General features: G+C 31.5%; 19 protein-coding genes and 3 tRNA genes. 11 read left to right on the forward strand and 11 right to left on the reverse strand.

The window, feature by feature from the left end:
* Nucleotides 1-67 precede the first annotated feature (67 nt).
* Nucleotides 68-1,246, reverse strand: a complete 1,179-nt coding sequence (locus C4S35_RS10520; protein ID WP_104000128.1) for an acetyl-CoA C-acyltransferase — start codon at nt 1,244-1,246, stop codon at nt 68-70.
* 230 nt (nt 1,247-1,476) lie between these two features.
* Here C4S35_RS10520 and C4S35_RS10525 point away from each other — a divergent pair.
* The 4 genes from C4S35_RS10525 (at nt 1,477) to C4S35_RS10540 (ending at nt 2,499) form a co-directional block, all read left to right on the forward strand.
* Nucleotides 1,477-1,560: transfer RNA gene (locus C4S35_RS10525), tRNA-Ser, on the forward strand.
* Between the two features lie 18 nt (nt 1,561-1,578).
* A tRNA-Pro gene (locus tag C4S35_RS10530) sits at nt 1,579-1,653 on the forward strand.
* Nucleotides 1,654-1,675: 22 nt separating this feature from the next.
* Nucleotides 1,676-1,749, forward strand: a tRNA-Arg gene (locus C4S35_RS10535).
* Between the two features lie 177 nt (nt 1,750-1,926).
* A complete protein-coding gene (locus C4S35_RS10540; protein ID WP_244175248.1) occupies nt 1,927-2,499 on the forward strand; it encodes a M15 family metallopeptidase in 573 nt (190 codons plus the stop codon).
* On the opposite strand, the gene C4S35_RS10545 is transcribed toward C4S35_RS10540, so the two are convergent.
* The 8 genes from C4S35_RS10545 to tsaD all read right to left on the reverse strand — a co-directional run bounded on the left by C4S35_RS10545 (nt 2,500) and on the right by tsaD (nt 10,648).
* Entirely contained in the window at nt 2,500-3,066 is a 567-nt protein-coding gene (locus C4S35_RS10545; RefSeq protein ID WP_104000130.1) for a hypothetical protein, read from the reverse strand.
* Between the two features lie 2 nt (nt 3,067-3,068).
* Nucleotides 3,069-4,250 carry a THUMP-like domain-containing protein gene (locus tag C4S35_RS10550; RefSeq protein ID WP_104000131.1) on the reverse strand — a complete coding sequence of 394 codons (1,182 nt, stop codon included), beginning with the start codon at nt 4,248-4,250 and terminating at the stop codon, nt 3,069-3,071.
* Nucleotides 4,251-4,252: 2 nt separating this feature from the next.
* Entirely contained in the window at nt 4,253-5,344 is a 1,092-nt protein-coding gene (locus C4S35_RS10555; RefSeq protein WP_104000132.1) for an AI-2E family transporter, read from the reverse strand.
* Nucleotides 5,345-5,582: 238 nt separating this feature from the next.
* A complete protein-coding gene (locus C4S35_RS10560; RefSeq protein WP_104000133.1) occupies nt 5,583-6,533 on the reverse strand; it encodes a zinc metalloprotease in 951 nt (316 codons plus the stop codon).
* A 352-nt stretch (nt 6,534-6,885) separates the two neighbouring features.
* Entirely contained in the window at nt 6,886-7,836 is a 951-nt protein-coding gene (locus C4S35_RS10565) for a zinc metalloprotease (protein WP_104000134.1), read from the reverse strand.
* Between the two features lie 414 nt (nt 7,837-8,250).
* Nucleotides 8,251-8,889 carry a DUF4159 domain-containing protein gene (locus C4S35_RS10570; RefSeq protein WP_104000135.1) on the reverse strand — a complete coding sequence of 213 codons (639 nt, stop codon included), beginning with the start codon at nt 8,887-8,889 and terminating at the stop codon, nt 8,251-8,253.
* Nucleotides 8,890-8,914: 25 nt separating this feature from the next.
* Nucleotides 8,915-9,622, reverse strand: a complete 708-nt coding sequence (locus tag C4S35_RS10575; protein WP_104000136.1) for a 16S rRNA (uracil(1498)-N(3))-methyltransferase — start codon at nt 9,620-9,622, stop codon at nt 8,915-8,917.
* 3 nt (nt 9,623-9,625) lie between these two features.
* Entirely contained in the window at nt 9,626-10,648 is a 1,023-nt protein-coding gene (gene tsaD, locus C4S35_RS10580) for a tRNA (adenosine(37)-N6)-threonylcarbamoyltransferase complex transferase subunit TsaD (protein ID WP_104000137.1), read from the reverse strand.
* 206 nt (nt 10,649-10,854) lie between these two features.
* Here tsaD and C4S35_RS10585 point away from each other — a divergent pair, with 206 nt between their 5' ends.
* The 4 genes from C4S35_RS10585 (at nt 10,855) to C4S35_RS10600 (ending at nt 18,671) form a co-directional block, all read left to right on the forward strand.
* Entirely contained in the window at nt 10,855-15,291 is a 4,437-nt protein-coding gene (locus C4S35_RS10585) for a translocation/assembly module TamB domain-containing protein (RefSeq protein ID WP_244175249.1), read from the forward strand.
* A 315-nt stretch (nt 15,292-15,606) separates the two neighbouring features.
* Nucleotides 15,607-16,593: a 6-phosphofructokinase gene (gene pfkA, locus C4S35_RS10590; RefSeq protein ID WP_104000139.1), complete on the forward strand. Its 987-nt coding sequence runs from the start codon at nt 15,607-15,609 to the stop codon at nt 16,591-16,593.
* 77 nt (nt 16,594-16,670) lie between these two features.
* Nucleotides 16,671-17,675: a type I glyceraldehyde-3-phosphate dehydrogenase gene (gap, locus tag C4S35_RS10595; RefSeq protein WP_104000140.1), complete on the forward strand. Its 1,005-nt coding sequence runs from the start codon at nt 16,671-16,673 to the stop codon at nt 17,673-17,675.
* Nucleotides 17,676-17,819: 144 nt separating this feature from the next.
* The gene (locus C4S35_RS10600; protein WP_104000230.1) at nt 17,820-18,671 is read left to right on the forward strand and encodes an N-acetylglucosamine kinase; all 852 of its coding nucleotides are present in this window, start codon (nt 17,820-17,822) and stop codon (nt 18,669-18,671) included.
* A 173-nt stretch (nt 18,672-18,844) separates the two neighbouring features.
* Here the strand turns inward: C4S35_RS10600 and C4S35_RS10605 are convergent, their stop codons facing one another.
* Complete coding sequence (locus C4S35_RS10605; RefSeq protein WP_104000141.1) at nt 18,845-19,225, reverse strand: RidA family protein; 381 nt, start codon at nt 19,223-19,225, stop codon at nt 18,845-18,847.
* Nucleotides 19,226-19,328: 103 nt separating this feature from the next.
* Entirely contained in the window at nt 19,329-22,082 is a 2,754-nt protein-coding gene (locus tag C4S35_RS10610) for a putative LPS assembly protein LptD (protein WP_104000231.1), read from the reverse strand.
* 82 nt (nt 22,083-22,164) lie between these two features.
* Between C4S35_RS10610 and C4S35_RS10615 the strand changes: the two genes are divergently transcribed.
* From C4S35_RS10615 to C4S35_RS10625, 3 genes are read left to right on the forward strand one after another with little or no spacing between them, the layout of a single operon-like run.
* Entirely contained in the window at nt 22,165-23,334 is a 1,170-nt protein-coding gene (locus tag C4S35_RS10615; protein ID WP_104000142.1) for an N-acetylmuramoyl-L-alanine amidase family protein, read from the forward strand.
* 49 nt (nt 23,335-23,383) lie between these two features.
* On the forward strand, nt 23,384-24,541 hold the full coding sequence (locus C4S35_RS10620) for an N-acetylmuramoyl-L-alanine amidase family protein (RefSeq protein ID WP_244175250.1): 1,158 nt from the start codon (nt 23,384-23,386) through the stop codon (nt 24,539-24,541).
* 50 nt (nt 24,542-24,591) lie between these two features.
* Nucleotides 24,592-25,557, forward strand: coding sequence for an MlaD family protein (locus C4S35_RS10625; protein WP_104000143.1), 966 nt, complete (start codon nt 24,592-24,594; stop codon nt 25,555-25,557).
* Nucleotides 25,558-25,559 lie beyond the last annotated feature (2 nt).

The raw sequence follows: 25,559 nt of genomic DNA on the forward strand, positions 1-25,559 counted from the left end.
GTTAATTTAAGAGTTAAGAATTAGGAGTTTTGAGTTGCACAACTCAAAACTCCTAATTCATAATTATTTAGGCTCTTTCGATTACAATTGCTGAAGCTCCACCGCCACCATTGCAAATTGCAGCTGCGCCAATTTTAGCATTGTTTTGTTCTAAAACATTTAATAATGTTACAATGATTCTAGCGCCTGAGCAACCTAAAGGATGCCCTAGAGATACAGCACCACCATTTACATTTACTTTATTGTCTTCTAAGCCTAGGATTTTGGCATTAGCCAAACCTACTACTGCAAACGCCTCGTTAAATTCAAAATAATCAACATCGCTTATAGCTAATCCTGCTTTCTCTAAAGCCTTAGGAATGGCTTTTGAAGGGCTTGTTGTAAACCATTTTGGTTCTTGTGCTGCATCAGCATAACTTCGGATGTAAGCTAATGGTTTTAATCCTAAAGCTATTGCTTTTTCTTCACTCATTAGAACTATTGCAGCGGCACCATCATTTATTGTGGATGAATTAGCGGCTGTTACTGTACCGTCTTTAGTAAATACTGGATTCAATGCTGGAATTTTATCCAATTTCACGTTTGTAAATTCTTCGTCTTTCGAAACAATAATCGGATCTCCTTTTCTTTGCGGAACAGGAACTGAAACTACCTCATTGTCAAATTTCCCTTCTTTCCATGCATTTGAACTACGCTCATACGATTGAATTGCGAAGTTATCTTGTTCTTCTCTTGTAAATTTATATTCGGATGCACAAAAGTCTGCACATACGCCCATAGCGTTGTTATCGTAGGCGTCAGACAATCCATCTCTTTGCATTCCGTCGATCATGGTTGTTGGGCCAAATTTCGTTCCATTTCTTAAATGCATATAATGCGGAATCAAACTCATATTTTCCATACCACCGGCAACAACTATTTCGGCATCACCGCACATAATTGCTTGCGCGCCTAACATCACTGATTTCATCCCTGAAGCACATACTTTATTGATAGTTGTACAAGCCACAGTATTTGGCAAACCAGCAAATATAGCGGCTTGACGAGCAGGAGCTTGTCCAACTCCAGCCTGAACAACATTACCCATAAACACTTCATCAACTAAATTTGGATCTAAATTAATTTTGTCCAAAGCTCCTTTTATAGCAACCGCGCCTAATCTTGGAGCAGGGACTGCGGATAATCCTCCCATAAAACTTCCGATAGGTGTTCTAACGGCAGACACAATAACAACTCTTTTGTTCATGATATATATAATGTTAGTTTATCTAGCAAATTTAATCTTTTTTATACAATTTCATATTTTCATTCCATCTTAATATGTTTTAAATATTTATTGAACTCTATTTGTTTGATTGTGAAGTGTTTTTGTACAAAGGTCAAAAAATATTAAAAAAAAATCCTTCAAATACTTGTGAGTAACGTAAAGATGTCTTAAATTTGCAACCGCAAAACAGGACACGTTTCCTTGAGTTTGGAGGGGTGCCAGAGTGGTAATGGAGCAGTTTGCTAAACTGTCATCGAGTAATCGGTGCCAGGGTTCGAGTCCCTGTCCCTCCGCTTTATAATTTTGTTTTTCGGGGTGTAGCGTAGCTCGGTTATCGCGCCTGCTTTGGGAGCAGGAGGCCGCAGGTTCGAATCCTGCCACCCCGACTAGATTTTTTACATGAGCAATGGAGGCATAGCTCAGCTGGATAGAGCACCTGCCTTCTAAGCAGGCGGTCGAAGGTTCGAATCCTTCTGCCTTCACTTAAACCGATACTTTAATTAGTATCGGTTTTTTTGTTTTTATATCTTAGATAAATTCTTAAATTATCTTATTTTTATAAAAAAATAATAATTATGATTTCCTATTTAAAATCAATTATACCTTTTTGTTTGTTTTTTTGTATTGTTTCCTGTAAATCACAAGCTGTAAGCATTAAAATGGAAGAAAAAATTATCTTAATTAATGATACTACCTTCGTAAATTTAAAAAATTATAGTCAAGATTTCGTGTATGACATGAAATATGCAACAACCAATAATTTCTTGAAAGCAAAAGTATATGATTGTGGGGAATGTTTTCTTCGATTAAAAACGGTGAATGCATTGATTAAGGCCAGTAAATCATCCATAAAAGAGGGTTACAAAATTAAAATTTTTGATTGTTACCGGCCTTTAGATATTCAGAAAAAAATGTGGAAGATTGTTTCCAATCCAGAATATGTGGCTAACCCAAGTAAAGGTTCAATTCATAATAGGGGCGGGGCGGTTGATATTACTCTAGTCGACAGCAATGGAAAAGAATTAGAAATGGGAACTCCTTTCGATTTTTTTGGCAAAGAAGCGAGTCACAATTATGCTGACTTATCCCAAGAGATCAAAGAAAATCGACTGTTGTTAAAAAGAATAATGTCAGAAGCTAACTTTAACTCCATTGATTCTGAATGGTGGCACTATAATTTTAAATCAGGATTGACTGATAAGGTGTCAAATGTCAAATGGAATTGTGACTAATTATTCTATGCATGGGATGGTATTAATAAAGAATTTTTCAGGTTGGTAAACCACATTATTTAACTCAGAAGTAAATTCTTTTTTGATCACGTAATCTTCAGTATCGGTTAAATATTTAATTCTTAGTAACGATACAGGGGATTTTTTTAATTCTTCAAAGCTGTCTTTTAGAAACATAAAACTGCCTGTAATTACTCGATTGTCAAAATTTTTGTCATCCCGAATCAAAGAGCCACAATTTTCTTCGTCAATATGAATTAAGGTGATTATTTTTCCGTTATTTAATAGTAAAAATAATTTCGAATTTTTGTCAAAACAATTGGCTTTTAAGAATCCTTTACTTTTTTGAAGCGTCTGAACATTCAAGGTAGGTAATCCATCTGTTAAAGCTATTGAAAAAAAGATATAGTTGGTATTACCTGCAAAATTTTGCTCGGAAATGATATATTCTTTAGTTGATTTATAAGTTCCGATAGAATCAGTAACATCTACATTGAACTCACATGGTTTTTGAGCAAAAGAAGTAAAGCTTATGAAGAATAAAGTGATTGCAATTAGTTGTTTCATTTTTATTTTATTTTGGTGCAAATTAAAACTATTTTATGATTATTTTCATCGGTTGTAAAAAAACAAAAAACATTTCCTCCATCTTTTATTTTCCATTTTTTTCGAATACTTTCCACGGTATCAGGAAAATTTCTAGTCGTTATATTGGCTTGTTTGTTTTCTAAATGTATTTTTATTTCTGTTTTATTGTACGGTAGCGTATGTAAAATTTCAAAAATTCTTCCTGGGAAATCTATTAATCCTTGGGAGGTATATAAATGAGAAAATTTATGGAGTTTGTTAATCTTAAAAAAACTGCTCACTTCGTCAAACCCTCCTGATTTCATAATGGCGCTATTGGGCTCATACAAATACTTTTGAGGTAAACTAAAATGGGGTAATTCCAATTTTTCGTTTAATATAAATTCAAAAGTTTCTGTTTTATCCTTATTTATATTGACTGTTTTGATAATAATCGCTCCTGAATATCCCTTATGTAATTCCCACAGCAGCTCTTTTACTTCATTTTCTAAAGCTACAATGTGAATGTTTTTAACATTTTTAAGTTCCAATAAACCTGCCGAAATATCGAGTAATGGGGCTGTTTTTATTAGAATTGAATCTGAATTCTTAAAATAAAAGTCAATGTTTTCGGGGACATTAGGTAAACAATCTTTAAGCATAAAAACTTTGCCTTTGGCATTATTCCTTCTTGAAGGATCGATATACATCCAATCCCATTTTTTGTTTAATGCTATTAAAGTTGCTAAGCTGTCCCCTGAATAGCAATTGATATTCTTTGCATCCAATTGCTGAAAATTGTGTTGTACCAAATTTGATAAATCTGAATTAATTTCGCAGTGCGCAACTGTTTTTATTTTTTTTGCAAAATAATAATCATCTACACCAAAACCGCCCGTCAAATCGATTAAACTAGCTCCAGAAACAATAGAAGATTTGTACAAAGCTGTTTTTTCGGACGAAGTTTGCTCAATTGAAATTTTAGCAGGGTAAATAATATTATTTGTCGAAAACCAAGTTGGTAGTTTGTCTTTAGCTTTTGTTTTTGCTTCTATTTGATTCAAAATTGAAATCCATTCCACTTTTGGAAAAGGATTTTTTTGTAATGCTAATTTTGAAATAGAGGTTCCAATATATTTTTGTATAAATTCTTGAATTTCAGAATTTAAAATATTTATATCCAAAATTAAATATTTTTAGTTAGCAGTTGAATCACTTTATTTTCTGGGAAAAATTCTTTACCTATTACTTTTAGGATAGTGTAAAGAGGAACCGCTATGATCATTCCTAAAATTCCAAACAGAAATCCAGCCATTAATATCACAAGAAATATTTCTAATGGATGAGAGCTTACACTTTTAGAGAAAATAACAGGTTGAGATATGTTATTGTCAATAATTTGAACGATCCAAAAACCTAATAATACATATAGTGTAGTAGGTAATATTTCAGATTGAAAATCAGTGCCTAAATTGCTAATCATGGTTAGAATTGCAGCTAAAATGGAGGCGATTAATGGGCCAATATAGGGAATGATATTTAAGACTGCACATAGAAATGCAATTACAATTGAATTTGGAATCCCAAAAATCAGCAAAACGATGATATATAAAAGGAAAACTATAAATAATTGAATTAATAAACCAATAAAATAACGCGATAACAAGTAATTTATCTTTTCTAAAGAATTCAAAATTTGATCCTCATGATTGTCGCGTATTAATTTTTTTGCTCCTAATATGAATAAGGTTCTATCTTTCAAAAAGAAAAAAGTGATAAATAAGACAGAAGCAAGTCCGATTCCGAAACTACTTATCGTTCCAAGAATTGCATTTAAAAAATTAGGAATGAGATTAAAATTTATTTTAGAAGTAATATTTGCTTCTTTTAACATTTTTGATGAATCTATCTGATGACTTTCTAAGAAAACGGAAATTTGATTGAGTAATTTGACTATACTTTTTTCAATTTCTGCGGTATTTAAAAGAGATAAATTTTGACCTTGAGATAATATCAAAGGAATAAACATCATGATAAAACCAGCAATAATAAGAATGAATAGAAACAAAGTTGCAATTGTAGCGAACGTATGATTGAATTTTAATCTTCTTTTAAAAAAATCTAAAATTGGATTTCCGATTAGAGTAAGAATTAATGCTACTATCAGATAAATCAGTACCGATTGAATCTGATACAGAAAATAAAGTACTGAAGCGATTAAAACAACAGCAGCTGTTGCTCTTAAAATTCCATTAGCTACAATTTTTGATGTTATCATTTATGTTTTTTAGGATATAAAGGTAAAAAAACTCGCTAACAACTCGGCAGTTTTGCATTCAAAAATTTAAAAAATGATATGCCTAAACTAGCTCTAGCTTCACCAGTAAGAACTATAATTAAATTTATTAGCTTCAAATTATGCTACACTATCATGAAAGGAAGATGATGCTCTAAACATGTCAAAAAAAAACTCGCTAATAAGTAGCGAGTTTTTAATTGTATAATATAAAAAAAAATTATATTCCGAAACCTGCTCTTGCTCCACCTGAAACAAATAAAGCAGTCATTCTAGCTTTTTGACCATTAGTAAACATATACATACCTCTATCATCAGTGTAGTCCATGTAATTCATTGTCATTTCATTGTGAGCAGGTAAACATGTACTTACGTAAGGATATACAGGTACTCCAAAGTTTGAAGTTTTGTGCACTGGAGTGTCAGAAACTAAATCATCACCACAAGAGGCATCTCCCCAAATATGACGAAGATTCATCCAGTGACCTACTTCATGAGAGGCAGTTCTTCCTAAGTTATAAGGATAGCTAGCAGCACTTGATAAACCAAAATAGTTAGAATCAATTACAACTCCATCAGTCGCTAATGTGCCACCTGGAAATTGAGCATATCCTAAGATTCCACCACCAATTGTACATGCCCACATGTTTAGTGTCGTTGTAGGTGTTGTAGGATCTAAACCACCTTGTTTTGTTTTTTTCATTGCATCTCTTGTTCCCCATGAAGTTTTAGTAGTTGATTTTCTATTAATCTTTACTAATTCAAAAGTGATATCTATATTTGCAGCAACACCAGCAAACTCGGCAGGAGTAGTACTGAAATCAGAGTTTGTAGCAGTGTAATCTTTGTTTAATACATCAATTTGTGATTGTATTTGAGCATCAGAGATATTTTCGGCAGCAGTTCTGTATAATACATTTACTACAACCGGAATCACCACTTTACCATTTACCAAACGGTTGGTTAGCATTGATTTTTGTGTGAAAGCTTCAATTTGGTTCATTCTCAAAGCCAATGTAGGATCAGCTTTTAATTGTTCAGCTAAAACATCCTGAGATGCACATGAACGACGAGCTGTTGCATTTGTTAAAGCAGCAGTTGATTCTGTTTGGTCATTTTGACAAGAGAAAAGCATCAAAAATGCCGTTGCAGTTAAAAGAATTTTTTTCATAATGAATTAGGGTTACTTGTTGTAAAACAGTCATTTTGGTTAATAATTATACAATTCTATAACAATTTTTTGAATAAAAAAAATATATCTAAAATAAAAATTTATCTACTATATCGTTTTCGTAATTAATTTTATTTATTAGGATGCTTAATCTTACAATTAATAATGAACAACAATTTTTACTTAAATAATTAAAAATGAATTAATTATTTAAGAAACGCTAAACATCCTGGATTAAAATCAGGAATAAATAATAGAAAATATAGATTTTATAGTACGCAAGTTCACTTAACTTCACAAAAAAAACCGCTAATACTAGCGGTTTTTGTAATCTTTCAATCCATAATCTAAATTATATTCCAAATCCATATCTGGCACCACCTGATAAAAATATAGCAGCCATTCTTGATTTTTGTCCATTTGAAAACATATACATTCCTCTATCATCAGTATAGTCCATATAGTTCATAGTCATTTCTACTGGAGTTCCTGAGCATGTACTGTAATGTGGGTATGCAGGAACACCATAATTTGCATCGTTATGTGTTGGTGTATCAGATACTAGATCACTTCCACAATTAGCATCACCCCAAATATGACGTAAATTCATCCAATGTCCTATCTCATGAGTTGCAGTTCTTCCTAAGTTGTAAGGAGCATTTGCAGTTCCAGATAATCCAACATATTTTGAGTCAATAGCTACACCATCAGTTGAAGATGCACCTCCAGGGAATTGTGCATATCCTAATATTCCACCACCAATTGTACAAACCCACAAATTGAGTTTCGTAGTAGGTGAAGTAGGCGCAATTCCTCCATAAGTTGTTTTTTTCATAGTATCAGTTGTTCCCCATGAAGTTTTAGTTGTTGATTTTCTAATTACTTGGTCTAATACAAATGTAATTCCAACATTTGCTTTTACACCTGCAAATAAAGAGGGAACTTGATTGAAATCAGAGTTTGTTGCATTGAAATCTTTATTTAAGACATCAATTTGCGATTGTATCTGTGCGCTGGAAATATTTTCGGCAGTTGTTCTGTACAATACATTGACAACGACTGGAATTTCAACTTTTCCATTTACTAAACGATTCGTTAGTATTGCATTTTGAGTGTAAGCTTCAATTTGGTTCATTCGTAAAGCTAAAGTTGGATCAGCCTTCAATTGTGCAGCTAGTACATCTTGCGATGCACAACTGCGTTTTGTGATTGCGGTAGCATTTGAAGTTGTTGTTTCAGTTGTGTCATTCTGACAAGAGAATAGCATTAAAAATGCAGTTGCAGTTAAAAAAATTTTCTTCATAATTTTTGTTATAAAATATTGGTTTTGGTTAATTATTTCACAACTTTATAACAATTAGTTGATTAAAACAAATAAAATACGGTTTTAATTATTTGTGATATCATTTTACAAGGTATTTACGACTCCTTTTTGATTTTTTCGTTTGATTTGAAATTCTAGGTATTTAATCGTCGATTTTTGTAAGTATTAAAGAGTTTTTATACTTCATTTTTTGGGGAATGAATTTCTTTTACACCTGAATTGACTTTGGTTTCAGAAAGTATATCCTTCATTTTAATTTAGATAATAAATCAAGTACTGCGAAAGATTCTTCGAGTAGCTCAACTAATCTGAAATAATAACTTTTACTTAAAAAAGTGGTGGTGGTTAGTACTATGTAAAATGATTTTTTCCTTTTTTATGGCAGGTACTTAATCAATAATTAAAAATATAATTTATAATATTAGCACCCATTTTTAGGGCTTTTTCACGAACTTCGACAGGGTCGTTATGTACTTCAGGGTCTTCCCATCCATCACCTAAATCACATTCATAAGTATAGAATAGCACTAATTTATTTTCTAAAAATAGTCCAAAAGCTTGTGGTCGTTTGCCATCATGCTCATGTATTTTTGGTAATCCACTAGAAAAAAGATATGGCCTTTGAAAAATTACATGATTTGCTGGAATTTCAACTAAATCATTATTAGGGAATATTTTTTTTATTTCTTTTCGAATATATTGATCCATCCCATAATTATCATCAATGTGGAGAAAACCACCAGATGATAAATAATTTCTGAGATTAATTACATCACTATCGCTAAAAAATACATTTCCGTGTCCCGTCATGTGAACAAATGGGTAGGAAAGCAAATCTGGACTGCTTGGTTCGACAGTTTCTGGTTTAGGTTTTATTTTAGTGTTTATATTGGCGTTGCAAAATTTTATCAAATTGGGCAATGAAGTTGGATTAGCATACCAATCTCCACCGCCACTATACTTTAATAATGCTATTTCCTGTGAAAATGAAGAAATAGATACTAGCAATACTATGTAAAATATTTTTTTCATAATTATTTCAGGAAATTATTAATTATTAATTTTCATTTACAAAAACTACACTATGACAAGCTACAATGGCAGCGGTTTCAGTTCGTAATCGGGTGTTTCCTAAAGAAACAGGAATATAATTGTTTTCTATTGCAGCTTCAATTTCTTTTTCAGAAAAATCACCTTCAGGACCTATCAGAATTGTAATATTTTCATTTGGCACTAAAACAGATTTTAATGTTTTTTTATCCGTTTCTTCACAATGAGCAACTAATTGTAAACCTTCATTTTTAAGTTTTACAAACTCTCTGAAAGTCATGGCACTATTCAGTTTTGGAAGATATAACTGATTGCATTGTTTCATTGCAGTCAATATTATTTTATCAAATCGTTCGGTATTAATTACTTTTCGTTCCGAACGGTCACATATAATAGGAGTGATTTCATGAATGCCAATTTCAGTTGCTTTTTCAAGAAACCATTCGTATCGATCATTCATTTTAGTAGGAGCAACGGCTAAATGCAAATGATATTTTGAAGGTGCTGACTTTTCGAAAGAAATAATTTTCACTGTGCATTTACTGTCAGAAGCTAAAGTAATTTCGGTTTTAAATAATAAACCTAAACCATTGGTAACATATAGAATATCAGTATCTTTTTTTCGTAATACTTTTATAATATGTTTACTTTCTTCTTTGTCAAAAGAAAAGTTTTCAGTGGTTTCGTCAATATTTATATTGTAAAATAATTGCATAATTTAGAATTGTATTCTTGCTTTCGAAACAACAGATGAAGTTTCGAAAATTTCAGTTAAAAATTTTTGGTAACCTACAATTCCAATCATTGCAGCATTATCCGTAGTGTATTCAAATTTAGGAATAAATGTTTTCCATCCATATTTATTCTCTGTTTCTTTTAATGTTTTTCGAATTCCTGAATTGGCAGAAACTCCTCCTCCAATTGCAATTTTTTTTATTCCAGTTTCTTTTACAGCTAATTTTAATTTATCCATCAAAATTTCAATTATTGTAAATTGAATCGAGGCACAAATATCATTCAAATTCTCTTCAATGAAATTTGGATTTTCAAGCGTTTTCTTTTGAATAAAATATAAAATAGCGGTTTTTAATCCCGAAAAACTAAAATCTAATCCTGGAACTTTTGGTTTTGTAAAAACAAATGCTTTTGGATTTCCTAATTGAGCGTATTTATCTACCAAAGGGCCGCCAGGGTACGGCAGACCTAGTATTTTTGCACTCTTGTCAAAAGCTTCGCCAACGGCATCATCGGTGGTTTCTCCTATTATAGTCATGTCAAAAAAATCATTCACTCTTACAATTTGGGTATGACCTCCACTAATTGTCAAGGCCAAAAATGGAAAAGTGGGTTTTTCAAATCCCTCTTCATCAATAAAATGTGCTAATATGTGAGCATGCATATGATTTACAGCTATCAAAGGAATTTTCAAAGCTAATGCTAATGATTTTGCAAATGAACTCCCAACAAGCAGTGACCCCATCAATCCTGGTCCTTGGGTAAATGCGATTGCTGATAATTGTTCTTTTTGTATATTTGCTTTACGTAGCGCAGCGTCAATTACCGGAACTATGTTTTGCTGATGTGCGCGAGAAGCAAGTTCAGGAACTACACCGCCATATTGGGTATGAATTAGCTGATTGGCAATAACATTCGACAAGACTTTATCGTTTTGTAAAATAGCGGCAGCTGTATCATCACATGAACTTTCGATGGCAAGAATAAAAACCTCAGGATTTTGCATAAAAAGGCACAAATTTTGATTTATATTTGACGAACCGATTTTAAAATATTTATTTTTACGGCGGAGCCAAAATTAAAGAATTTTTATTAAAGGAATGCTGTTTCCAAAAGCAAAATCAAATTTTATAAAATTTAAAAAAATAAAGGAGTATCAAAAAATTAAGAAAAATAGTATTTCGTTCTATACTTGGACTTATCCTACTTTTATTGGTACTTGGTATTACGTTGAGCACTCCTTTTGTTCAAACGAAAATAGCGCAATATTTTGTACGAAGCCTTAATAAAGATTTTAAAACCAATATTGCAATTGATGAAGTTGCTATATCGGTTTTTGGTGGTATTAAGTTTAAAAAAGTCTTAATTCTAGATCATCATCAAGACACTTTGATTTATTCAAATCGAATCAAAACTACTATTTTAGAAGGTAAAAAATTATTAGACGGCGATTTGATTTTTGGTGACTTACGTCTAGATGGATTACTTTTTAATTTGAAAACGTATAAAAACGAAAAGCAATCAAATATAGAAAAGTTTATCGCTGCTTTTGAAACAGGAAAAAAATCAGAAAAGCATTTTTTATTAAAATCCTCTAAACTACACGTTTATAACGGACATTTTATTTTGACTGATGAAAACCGCGAAACTCCAGTATCAGTTAATTTTACTAAATTGAATGCCGCTGTAACTAATTTTCAATTGTATGGCCCCGATGTTACTACCACAATCAACAAAATGTCCTTTTTGGATCATCGCGGCTTATATGTTGAAAATTTAAGTTCAAAATTCAGTTATTCCAAAAAGAGCATTAAGCTTGAAAACTTGGATTTATTAACCAGGGGGTCGAAGTTAAAAGGAACGGTATATTTAAATTATAAAATAGAAGATTTCTCCAATTTTACTGATAAAGTTCAGTTTAATATAAAATTGGATACTGCTTCAATAGCGTCAAATGACATTCGCTTTTTTTATAAAGAATTAGGGAAAAACCAACATTTCTTTACAAAGGCAAATATCAAAGGAACCCTGAATGATTTAAGAATAACAAAGTTAAAATTAATTGATTCTAAAAATACTCAGATAATAGGAGATGTAAATTTCAAGAATTTATTTGCAAACAAAGAGCATGGATTTTATATGTACGGTAAATTTGATAAACTTTCCTCCAGTTACGATAATCTTATAGTTATACTTCCGGACATTCTTGGGAAAAAGTTGCCAACTACACTAAAAAAATTAGGGAAATTTACTGCCGTTGTCTCTACTCATATTACGACTAGGACAATCGATGCTGATTTTTCCATGATGACAGAATTGGGGAAAGTAACCTCTAATTTGCAGATGAAAAATATTGACGTCATTGATAAAGCGTCTTATATTGGAAATGTTGTTTTAGAAGATTTTGATATTGGTACTTTATTTGAAAGAAAAGACATTGGGAGAGTAAGTTTTGATTTAGACGTCGATGGAAAAGGTTTTAAAGAAAAATATTTAGACACTTCGGTAAAGGGTGATGTCACCCAAATTGATTATAACAATTACACGTATAATAATGTTGTTGTAAATGGTACTTTTAAAATGCCAAATTATAAAGGACAACTTTCCGTAAATGACCCTAATTTAAGTATGACTTTTGATGGCTTACTGGATTTAAGTAAAAAGGACAGCAGGTATGATTTTCATATAAATGTTGAAAATGCAGATCTACACAAATTAAATTTTGTAAAAGATTCTATATCTATTTTTAAAGGGGATGTTGTGGTTCAGGCCTCAGGAAATACTATTGAGAATCTGCAGGGTGATTTGTATATCAATAAGACCTCGTATCAAAATGTAAAAGGAACCTATAATTTTGATGATTTTGCAATAAAATCAAGTTTTGATCAAAATCGAGTGCGAACTATAGTGGTGAAATCTCCAGACGTTATGGAGGGTGAAATTATTGGTAAATACGAGTTTAGCCAGTTAAAAAATATGATAACTAATTCGTTAGGAAGTCTTTATACAAATTACAAACCCACTAAAGTTAAAAAAGGACAATTTCTTAAATTTGATTTTACCATTTATAATAAAATTATTGAAATATTTTATCCGGAAATATCAATCGGACCTAATACTATTGTAAAAGGAAATATTAACTCAGATAATCAAGAGTTTAAGCTTAATTTTAATTCACCGCAGATTAAAGCTTCAGAAAATACGTTTGATAACATCAGAATTTCTGTCGATAATAAAAACCCTCTTTACAATGCTTATATTGAGTTGGATAGTATAAAAACCAAGTATTACAAAATACGAGATTTTAGTTTGATTAATGTAACAATGAAAGATACTTTATTCTTTCGTTCTGAATTTAAAGGAGGAAATCAAGGAGAGGATTACTTTAATCTGAATTTATACCATACCATCAATAAGAACAATAAAAATGTGGTTGGAATTAGTAAATCAGAAGTTAAATTTAAAGATTATTTATGGTTTTTGAATGAGCAAGAAACACCAGATAATCAAATTGTTTTTGATAAGGAATTTAAAAATTTCAATATCGATAATATAATATTGTCGCATGAAGATCAGGCAATATCATTAATGGGAGATTTAAATGGACCTTCCTACAAAGATTTAAAATTGAGTTTTAAGGATGTTGATTTAAATAAGATAACGCCCGAAAATGAGAAGTTTGTTTTTGATGGAAATATTAATGGGGAAGTACATTACAAGCAAAATAAAAATGTTTATCAGCCTACAGCTTCAATTGAAATTGATCATTTAAATGTAAACAAAACAGATTTAGGTCTGCTAAATTTTAATATAGAAGGAGATGAAAACTTTAAAAAATTCACCATTAATTCCAATATTGAAAATGAAAATATTGAGTCTTTTAATGCTAATGGAAATTTTGAAATCGTTAATAAAGAAACAGTTCTTGATTTAAAATTAAAATTCGATAAATTTAATTTGGGTACGTTAAGCTCTCTTGGCGGTACTGTTTTGTCTAATATCAGAGGTTTTGTTTCGGGAAATTCTACTATTCAGGGAAATCTTAAAAAGCCTGATATTAATGGTCGCCTTTATGTTGACAATGCCGGATTGACTATTCCGTATTTGAATGTAGATTATGCATTGAATGATAGAACTATAATTGACCTTTCTGATGAACGGTTTTTGTTTAGAGATAATACGCTCACAGATAGTAAATATGGTACAAAAGGATCTTTAAACGGAAGTATTCAGCATAAAAATTTTTCGGATTGGAAATTAGACTTAACTATAAAATCAAAAAGACTTTTAGCATTAGATACAAAAGACAGCGATGATGCAGCTTATTATGGCACTGCATTCATTGACGGTACCGCAACCATAAAAGGGCCCACAAATGGACTTTTTATAAAAGTGGATGCAAAATCTGAAAAAGGAACGAGCATCAAAATTCCAATTAATAATGCCCAAAGTGTCAGCGATAATAGTTTTATTCATTTTGTTACTCCAAAGGAAAAGTATAATATCGAAAAAGGGATCTTTGAGGATACCAGAAATTATAAAGGACTCGAATTAGAATTTGATTTAGATATAACCCCTGATGCCGAAGTAGAAGTAATTTTAGATCGAAACACGGGGCACGGAATGAAAGGGAAAGGTTTCGGATCTTTATTATTTAAGATAAATACATTAGGTAAATTTAATATGTGGGGAGATTTCCAGGCGTATGAAGGAAGCTATAACTTTAAATATGGCGGACTGATCGATAAGAAGTTCATAGTAAAAAAAGGCGGATCCATTACCTGGGAAGGAAATCCAATGAAAGCCCAATTAAATTTAGAAGCGGTGTATAAAACGACGGCAAATCCTGCTGTACTTTTAGAAAATTCGTCCTTTAACTCAAAAGTACCGGTTGAAGTTATAATAGGTGTTCGCGGAGATTTAACTAGTCCGGAACCTGATTTTAATATTGAATTCCCAACAGTCAGCAATGTTTTAAAATCTGAAATTCAATACAAATTAAATGATAAAGATGTAAGGCAGACTCAAGCTTTATATTTATTGTCTTCAGGAGGTTTTTTAAGTCCGGAGGGAGTTAATCAATCTGATTTTTCTGGAAGTTTGTTTGAAACTGCTACAAGTTTATTAGGTGGTATAATACGCACTGATAATGAGAAATTTAAAGTTGGATTCAATTTTGTTTCTGCAGATAAAAGAATTGGAAGAGAAACCGACGGAAGATTTATAGCTACCATTTCATCAAAAATAAATGAAAGAATTACTATTAATGGAAAAGTAGGAGTTCCTTTTGGAGGAATCAATGAATCAGCAATTGTAGGAGATGTTGAAGTACTTTATAGAGTAAATGAAGATGGAACGATGAATTTGCGTCTTTTTAATAAGGAAAATGATATTAATTACATCGGACAAGGAATTGGTTATACACAAGGTGTAGGGGTTTCTTACGAGGTGGATTTTGATACCTTTAAAGAGTTTGTCAATAAAATATTTAAAAATCATAAATTGGGAGTTGAAAACAACTCTAATCCTACTGTTAATGATCAGGACTCTGATCCATCTCCAGATTTTATTAATTTTTCCAATTCTAAAAAATCTAAATTGAAAAAGCCTGATATGAATCGGGATGCTAAAGTACCTGATGAAGATTAATTCATTATTTATTATCATATTTCGATAAGTCATTTTGAATCATTCAATTCTATTTTACCATAAAATATTTTTAGTTATTTTAATTATCTTCCTATAGCACTTTTCCTAAAAATTCAATTATTAACTACCTTTAACTGTTAATTATTAAAAATAATGGATTTTTATTTAATTTTGTTAAATAAAACTAATATTTTTTTGGTTTTTTAAAAACTTATTAACGAAAACGTTTGAATTTAGAAGGCAGTCCTAATTTATTAATAACTCACCTCTAAAAGTGACGAATGTTTGCTAATTTTACACTTTAATACTTAAATAATGCCAAAAAAAATAAAAAAGGTTGGCGTTCTAACCTCTGGTGGTGACTCGCCGGGAATGAACGCAGCGATACGCTCAGTTGTTCGAACATGTGCTTATCATACCATAGAATGTATAGGAATTTATAGAGGATATCAAGGAATGATTGAAGGTGACTTCAAAGAAATGGGACCTCGAAGCGTAAATAACATTGTTAATAAAGGGGGAACGATTTTAAAATCGGCTCGATCTACGGAATTCAGAACAGCAGAAGGTAGAAAAAAAGCACATGAAAATCTTGTAAAAGCTGGAATTGATGCTTTAGTAGTAATTGGTGGTGATGGAACTTTTACAGGTGGTTTGTTATTTAATAATGAATTTAATTTTCCAGTAATGGGAATTCCCGGGACGATTGACAATGATATTTTTGGAACAAGTCATACTTTAGGGTATGATACAGCTTTGAATACTGTTGTTGATGTAATTGACAAAATTAGAGATACAGCAAGTTCTCATAACCGATTGTTTTTTGTTGAAGTAATGGGGAGAGATGCTGGTCATATTGCTTTGAATGCCGGTATTGGTGCTGGAGCAGAAGAAATTCTTATACCTGAAGAAGATTTAGGATTAGAAAGATTACTGGAATCCCTTCAAAAAAGTAAGGCTTCCGGTAAATCATCTAGTATAGTGGTTATTGCTGAAGGAGATAAAATAGGTAAAAATGTATTCGAATTAAAAGATTATGTAGATTCCAATTTACCGGAGTATGATGTACGTGTTTCGGTTCTGGGCCATATGCAACGTGGTGGTTCACCATCTTGTTTTGATCGAGTTTTAGCAAGTAGATTAGGGGTAAAAGCTGTGGAGTCATTATTGGAAGGGAAATCAAATTACATGGTTGGTTTACAAAATGATAAAGTAGCATTGACGCCATTAGAACAAGCCATCAAGGGAAAAACAGAAATTGATAGAGAGTTATTGAGAGTATCAGACATCATGTCTACATAAATAAAAAAATGAAGTTTATTGTGAGGAAATTAGACTTTAAATAAAGTTAGAGAAAAATAAACAAAAAATTAATTAAAATGTCAAAAGTAAAATTAGGAATAAACGGTTTTGGAAGAATTGGAAGAATTGTCTTCAGAGAGTCTTTCAATAGAGATAATGTAGAAGTTGTAGCTATAAATGATTTGTTAGATGTAGATCATTTAGCGTACTTATTAAAATATGATTCAGTTCACGGTCGTTTCAATGGAACTGTTGAAGTAAAAGAAGGAAAACTTTTTGTAAATGGTAGAAACATTCGTGTTACAGCGGAAAGAAATCCTGCAGACTTAAAATGGAATGAGGTAAATGTTGATGTTGTTGCTGAATGTACGGGTTTCTTTACTACTATCGAAACGGCAAATGAGCATATTAAAGGTGGAGCAAAAAAAGTAATTATCTCTGCTCCTTCAGCTGATGCTCCTATGTTTGTAATGGGTGTAAACCATGAATCGGCAAAAGCTTCTGATTTAATCGTTTCTAATGCTTCTTGTACAACAAACTGTTTAGCTCCATTGGCTAAAGTTATTAATGATAATTTTGGAATTGTTGAAGCTTTAATGACTACTGTTCATGCTACAACTTCAACTCAAATGACTACTGACGGACCTTCTAAAAAAGACTGGAGAGGTGGACGTGCTGCTTCATGTAACATAATCCCATCTTCTACTGGTGCTGCTAAAGCAGTAGGGAAAGTTATTCCTTCATTAAACGGAAAATTAACAGGTATGTCAATGCGTGTTCCTACAACGGACGTTTCTGTAGTTGATTTAACTGTAAAAGTTGAAAAAGAAACTTCTTACGAAGAAATTATGGCAGTATTGAAAAAAGCTTCTGAAACTACAATGAAAGGTATCTTAGGATATACGGAAGATTTAGTGGTTTCTCAAGATTTCGTTTCTGATTCAAGAACATCTATCATTGATGCTCATGCTGGAATTGGATTGAATTCTACTTTTTTCAAAATTATATCTTGGTATGATAATGAATATGGATATTCAAGTAAATTAATTGATTTATCGGTACATATTTCAAGTTTGAAATAATTATTTATATTTATAAAAATCCCGTTATCTTTACATTAACGGGATTTTATTTTTTTGTTCAATTTTTCAAAACACAAAATCTTTTATAAACAAATTTTAGAATTTGTAAAACGAAATCTAAAAAACCAAAAACAAACCAAAAAAATGAGATTATTAGTTGATAGTGGTTCTACCAAAGCCGATTGGATAGCAATAGATGATGATGGAAAGGTATTGTTTACCACACAAACATCAGGATTGAATCCTGAAATTCTAGAAAAAAATGAAATTATTGAACGTTTGAATGATCGTTTTGATATTCTGCAAAATAAAAAGAACGCTACACATTTGTTTTTTTATGGAGCAGGTTGTGGTACCGATAATATGAAATTGATGCTTTCGCAGATTTTTCAAGAGTATTTTCCAAATGCAATAATTTCTGTAAACGAAGATACTTATGCCGCAGTTTATGCTACAACTCCTAAAGGAGAGAAAGCAATTGTCTCTATTTTAGGTACTGGATCAAACTGCAGCTATTTTGATGGGAAAGAATTACATCAAAAAGTGCAATCATTGGGGTATATAGTTATGGATGACTGCAGTGGGAATGTTTTTGGAAAAGAATTAATCAGAAAGTATTATTTTAATAAAATGCCAAAAGAATTGGCTCTTGAATTTGAAAAAGAGTACAATTTAGAACCTGATGCAGTTAAAAGTAAATTGTATAAAGAAGCAAACCCAAATGCTTATTTAGCGACTTTTGCCAAGTTCTTAATTAAACATAAAGACACTGAATTTTGCAAAAAAATTATATTCAAGGGAATGAAATCCTTTGTGAAAAATTATATCAAACAATATGACAACTATAAAGAAGTTCCTATTCACTTTGTAGGTTCTATCGCCTTTTATTTGAAAGAGGAATTACAAGAAACCTTTGATAAATATGAATTAAAATTAGGCAATGTTCTGAGAAGACCAATTGATGGTCTAATTGCTTATCATATTACTAATAAATAGTTTTCAGTAAGAGCGTTCAGTTTTTTACAAAAAAAATCACTATCAATTTACTTGTCAGAAAGTAAATTGATAGTGATTTTTTATTTGCAATCCATTATCATTAATTAACGTACGTTGTAGCAGTTTGATTTGACTATTTCTATGATTATAAAACTACTACTGCTCACAAATTACTAAAGAATAGCAATCATAGAAATTTCTACATTTACGTTTTTTGGCAAACAAGCCACTTGAACCGTTTCACGAGCCGGAGCGGTTTTTTCGTTAAAGTAAGAACCGTAAACAGTATTTATTTTTCCAAAATCATTCATGTCCATTATGAAAATAGTTGTTTTTACAACGTTTTCAAATGTCATTCCCGCAGCTTCTAAAACTGCTTTCATATTTTGCATCACTTGTTTGGTTTCGGATTCAATTGTATCCGTCACTAATTCTCCCGTAGCAGGATTTATGGCAATTTGACCTGATGTGTAAAGTGTATTTCCCTTAAGTACAGCCTGATTGTAAGGACCGATTGGTGCAGGAGCATTTTCGGTAAAAATTATGTTTTTCATAAAAATGAATAGATTAGATTTTTAAATATTGCTTCGAAAATTAATGAAGATTCATCATTTTCTGTTTTTCTTTTATAATAATGTAAAAACATACTTGGCGAAATTATCTATTGGTTCTGCTGCGTTTATCCCATTTAATATCACTTAAAACACCAGCTTTGATTCCAATAAAGAACCCCCAGTTAGCATTCTCTCCAAATGGTGTCCAGTTGAAATCCATTCTCCAGCTTAATAAATCTCTTTCGAAACGAAATTGAGTAAATGTAACTCCTTTTTGAACAAAATCATAACCTGTTGATACACCAGCTTTCCATTTAGGTGTGATGTCCGCATTGGCTGAAACCATGATTGAATTCCCAATTATTTTCTTTTCTCGATTATTATTCCCATAAGTAAGTGAATAAGCAAAAGTCACATCCCAAGGCAATTTAGCACTAAAAAACTCCGAGATTTTGTCTTCTTTATTTTCGTTCTCGTCTTCATCACCAAACTGACTTTTTCTACTGTCTCCTAAATCAGTATTTGTTCCGAACAAATCATCTTCACGACCACCATTTCTTTGACTTTGAACGTTTTTTTCTTTTTTAGGTTTATCATCTTTTTTACTCGATATGGCATAATTTAGAGTCATATTTGCACTTGTCATTCGGAATAAACTTCCGCCATTGTCAATATTAAAAACGTTAATTCTGGTCCCTGAATTATTGATCGCATAAGGATCTAATGTGGCGCCAAAATTCACATTCATTTTATTATTCAATAGTTGTGTACCACCGCTAACTCGTACTGGTGCAAAAGCAAGAGCGGTAATTCCGTCAGCATTTAGGTTGTAACTGGTAGAAAGATTCAAATTGTTAAGAAGCATTACTTTTTTAGGTTCAATCTTTGTTGAATCCTTATCAGTAACTTTTGCTTCAAATGTATTACTTAAATCAAAACCCAAGGTGTTAGAATTGCTATTTCCTGGTGCTCCAAAGATCCCAGCTTCAAATCGAGAATATTGTTTGATCATCGTTCCGCTAGCATCAGAAGCGTAACTATCATAATATTTCTCAAAACTTGGAGTGTAGCCGTAGGAAACTGATGGTCGCATGACATGTCTTATAGATTTTATTTTTTTATCATCACCAAAATTGAAAGTACCATAAATAGTAGTCCCTAAACTAGATGAGAGAGAATACGTTCTAAAAGCATCAAAACCATTTATGGTATTATCTACCACTTTACTTTGATCTATATCATAATTTCTTGTAATCGTTTTGGTGTACCATACTTCTCTATAATTGAAGGAGGTAGAAGCACTGAAATATTTAAATAATTTAAAATTAGTGCTCAGAGGGATTGTGTGTTCAATACCCGTTTTAGCATCTCTGAACATTTGTGGTTTAAAGAATAAAGAATCAGTAGTTACTATGCTGTTTTTTCCACTTAAATTATATTGCAGATTTATATTTTTGAAAAATCCTTTTTTGACACCATCTTTCCCTACAAACGGATAGATACGATCAACACTCACCTGAAGTGTAGGCAGCGTCATATTAATTTCTTCCGTTTGCGTGTTTTGCGAATGGGTTGCAGTCAATGACATTCTAACTTGTGGAACTGTATTGAATGTTTTACTATAAGAAATAGAAGAACTTAATGTGTTATTAAGGTTTGATCCAACATTTGCCTGATTTATAGACTGCTTAAAATATTTGCTGCTCCCGAGATTTACAGAAGCCGAGAAACTCGAATTAGGACTAGATTTTGAATCCTTCGCATGTGACCATTGTATATTGTAAATTTTCTGTTTTGAGTAATCAGGATAACCTCTTTCGCTGTTAATTAAATTTTCAAATCTAACATTTAAATTACCTCGAAATTTATATCGTTTGGCATAGCCAGATTCAAAACGCATTCCGTAGCTACCATTAGTATAATAATCACCTAAAACTGTCAAGTCATAATTATCGCTGAGTGCAAAATAATAACCAGCATTTTGCAACGAAAAACCTCTGGTGTTAGAATCATTATAACTAGGTAGAATTATGCCGGATAAGCTTGTTTCTTTACTCATAGGAAAAAAAGCAAAAGGTAAAGCTAATGGTGTTGGCACATCAGCGATAACCATATTAGTTAGTCCTGTAACTACTTTTTTGCCTGGAATAAACTTCACTTTTCTGGTTTGGAAATAATATTCTGGATTGTCTACATCTTTTGATGTGGTGAAGCGGGCGTTTTTTAAGAAATAAACGGAGTCATTTTCTTTTTTTGTAATTTCTGCTTTTATTTTAAATTCCCCTTGATCAGATCTTGAATTCCAGATTAAAGCTTTTTTTGTTTTGAAATTAAAACGAATGGAATCAGGTTCTACAACATTACTTCCCTGTTTGAAATTTGGATATTGTGTGTAAACTCCCGAAGAATCTTTTATGCGACCCGCATAAACTTCATTCTTTTCATAATCCATCACGATAATACCAGATTTTAGTTCTATGTCCTGATAATATAGTTCGGCTTTATTATATAAGGTAATAAGTTTTTTCTTTTGATCAATATTAGCGTAATCTACGGCCTTGTATTTTACTTTACCATCAAGAAATGCTTTTTTTGGTTTTAGAGAATCGATTTTTAAAGAATCGTTTTCTTTTTTTATAATGGTAGTCGATTTTCCGATTGTTGGAACAACAGTTTTAGAGCTATCTCTTTGTTTATTAATCGCTATAACTGATGTTTTTTTTGTTATATCTTGAGAATATAATTTACCTGATCCAATTGATAGGAAAATTGATAATAAAACGATATTAAATAAGTTTGTATGCAAAGGTTTAAATGCTATTTTTGTAAAATTATGGCCTGTTTTTTGACACGTCAAACTTACATATAATTTTTTGTCAAAAATAATCAAATAAAGATTTTATGACCCTAGAGTTTTAATTAAATTAATTTCAAGAATTATGCATATTACATTTAAAATTAAAATACTGGTTACTTTCTTTCTTACGGTAGTTTCTTTTTCTGCCTATAGTCAATCTAATGTTTTTAAGGTAACATTAGACGCTGGTCATGGAGCTCATGATTTTGGCGCAGTGTATAATGGTCATGTAGAAAAAAACATTGCATTGGCTGTGGTGCTTAAAGTAGGTAAACTTTTGGAAGCAAATCCACTAACTGACGTAATTTATACCCGAAAAACAGATGTTTTTATTGATTTAGTGGAGCGAGCTAATATTGCCAATAGAGCTGATGCCAATATTTTTGTCTCTATCCATTGTAATGCTAATAGAAATACGGCTGGATTTGGTACTGAAACGTATGTTATGGGTATGACAAAAGTAGCTTCAAACTTAGAAGCGGCTAAAAAAGAGAATTCTGTTATTACTTTGGAAAAAGATTATAAACAAAAATACGAAGGTTTTGACCCTAATTCTCCTGAAACCATGATTGGTATGACCCTTATGCAAGAGGAATATTTAGACAACAGTATTTCTTTAGCCAGTAAAGTTGAGGATGCATTTGGGGTTTTAGGAAAAAAAATTAGAGGAGGAGGAGTAAAACAAGCACCTTATATGGTACTTCATAAAGCTTATATGCCAAGAGTACTTATTGAAATGGGATTTATTTCTAATCTTGAAGAAGGAAATATTTTAGACTCTGAAGAAGGTCAAAATGAAATTGCTAAATCTATTGCCTCGGCAATTATCAGTTACAAAAACGAATATTACGGAAATGGAGAACCTGAAACATTTGATGCTAAACCATCACAAAAAATCATTGAAAAACCTATTAGAGATACCGTAACTCTCGTGAAACCTAAACCAAATTTTAATGCTTCGGAAGTAAAAAAAGCAACTAAAATAATAGATAATTCAGCAACTTTATTTAAAGTACAACTCTCAGCAAGTGTGAGAAAAGTGGAATTACAGCCAAGAAATTTCAAAGGATTGAAAAATATTTCAGTAGCATATGATAACAATGTTTATAAATATATGTACGGAGAAACGCCTAATTATGAAGAAGCCAAAAAACAATTGCAAGAGGCCAAACAAAAAGGCTATAATTCTGCATTTCTAATTGCTTTTAAAAATGGCGAAAAAATTAGTGTCGAAGAAGCAATCAAAAATTAATTTCCCCAAAAAGGATTCTAATTAAATTATAAAAAAAACTACCTGAATTTTGAAAATACCAAAAGGAATTAATGCCAAATTATTACTTATATTCTTATTTTTTTCTTTAAAACTTTTTTCTCAATCCAGCCATAATTTCGTAATCATTCTAGATGCAGGTCATGGGGGAAAAGATCCAGGGAACTCTTATAATGGTTTTGTCGAAAAAGATATTGCTCTGAGAACCACATTGAAGGTCGAAAAATATCTTCAAAAAGACCGCGATATTCAGGTTATTTACACTAGAAAAAATGATGTTTTTATAGAATTAAGAGAAAGACCAAAGGTTGCAAATAGTATTGATGCTAACTTGTTTATTTCTATACATTGCAATTCTGTTACAAATCCAAATCCGTACGGTACTGAAACTTTTGTAATGGGTTTGGCAAGAAGCAATACTAATTTTGAAATTGCCAAAAATGAAAACTCCGTAATATTATTGGAAAAAAATTATAAAAAAACGTATAAAGGTTTTGATCCTAATAAACCGGAAACGCTTATAGGTCTTAAGATTTTGCAAGAAGAATATTTAAATAGAAGTATTAGTCTGGCTTCAAAAATCGAAAAGAATTTCACCACAAAATTGAAAAGAAAATCTAGGGGTATTAAGCAAACTCCTTTGTGGGTTCTTGATGCGGCTTACATGCCAAGCGTATTGATTGAATTAGGCTTTTTGTCCAATAAAGAAGAAGGACTATACCTAAATTCAGAAGCGGGTCAAGATGAAATGGCGCAAACTATTGCGGAAGCCATTATGAGTTATAAAAAGCAATATTTTGAAATTGAATCGGATGAACCAACATCAGAAAGATTAACGAAAAATCGAAGAAAAGACACTGCAACTATTTTAAAAAATAAATTATCTCGCGAAACGGAGTCAACACAAAAAAAGTCAGTTAATAAAGAATCGGCTGGGGTGATTTTTAAAGTTCAAATAGCAACTTCAAATAAAAGCATTAAATTATTAGCAGTTAATTTTAAAGGATTGACTAACGTCTCATTATCAGCAGAGAAGGGAGCTTTTTACAAGTATAATTATAGTTCTACATCAGACTATGTTGTAGCCAAACGCAATTTAGAAATTGCAAAATCGAAAGGTTTTCCCTCAGCATATCTTGTAGCTTTTAAAAACGGCGAGAAAATTAGTATGCAAGAAGCCGTTAAATAATAATAACAAGTTTAAATTTTTATATTAAATTTGTGCAAAATATTTAAATTTTGAAAATAACAAGAGAAATTAAAACTGCCGTATTAGTCATTGCATCTATTTTATTATTTATTTGGGGCTACAGTTTTCTAAAAGGAAGAGATCTTTTTACAAATTACAAAACATTATATGTTGAATATAAAAACGTTGAGGGATTAGCCACATCCTCGCCTGTAACCTTAAACGGTCTGGTTATCGGTAAAGTAAATAGTATTGCATTAAATCAAGAAAATGGAAACTTATTAGTTGAACTTCAATTAAAGACGGATTTTCCAATTTCTAAATCGAGTATAGCTACGATTTATGAGCCAGGATTTATCGGAGGAAAGCAAATTGCTATTTATCCTAATTTTAATGACAAAACATTAGCTGAAGACGGTCAAAAGCTGCGTGGTGAAGTGAAAGTAGGTCTTACTGAAAAAGTGGGCAATCAATTAGCTCCAATTCAAGATAAATTTGAAAAAATAATGCTTCATACGGATCAACTAATAACAGGAATTAATAATGTTTTAGACAAAAAAGGTCAGGAGGATTTGAAAATAAGTTTGTCAGAGTTATCGAAGACGATAGAACAATTTCACAAAGCATCTGCGAGCGTAAATACATTATTGGATGAAAACAAAGTTCAAATAAAAGGAGCTGTGACCAACTTCAATAAAATTTCTGGTGATTTTTCTAAAATATCGGATTCATTGAATAAAGCTAATTTAGGAAAAACGGTAAGAAATCTTAATAAAACGTTAGCTAGAGTTGATGGTATAATGAGTGGCTTAGAAGCAGGAAAAGGTTCTATGGGTAAATTATTAAGTGATGAAGCCTTCTATGATAATTTAAAAGCGACCACTAAAGAGTTAGAATTATTACTACAAGATATAAGACTGGCACCAACAAGATATGTTAATATTTCTGTATTTGGAAAGAAAAATAAACCGTATGTTGCTCCAAAAAATGATTCAATAATAAAAACAAAAAACTAGCA

It is taken from the genome of Flavobacterium urumqiense (genome assembly GCF_900108015.1).
In the GTDB taxonomy this organism is placed as follows: Bacteria; Bacteroidota; Bacteroidia; order Flavobacteriales; family Flavobacteriaceae; genus Flavobacterium; species Flavobacterium urumqiense.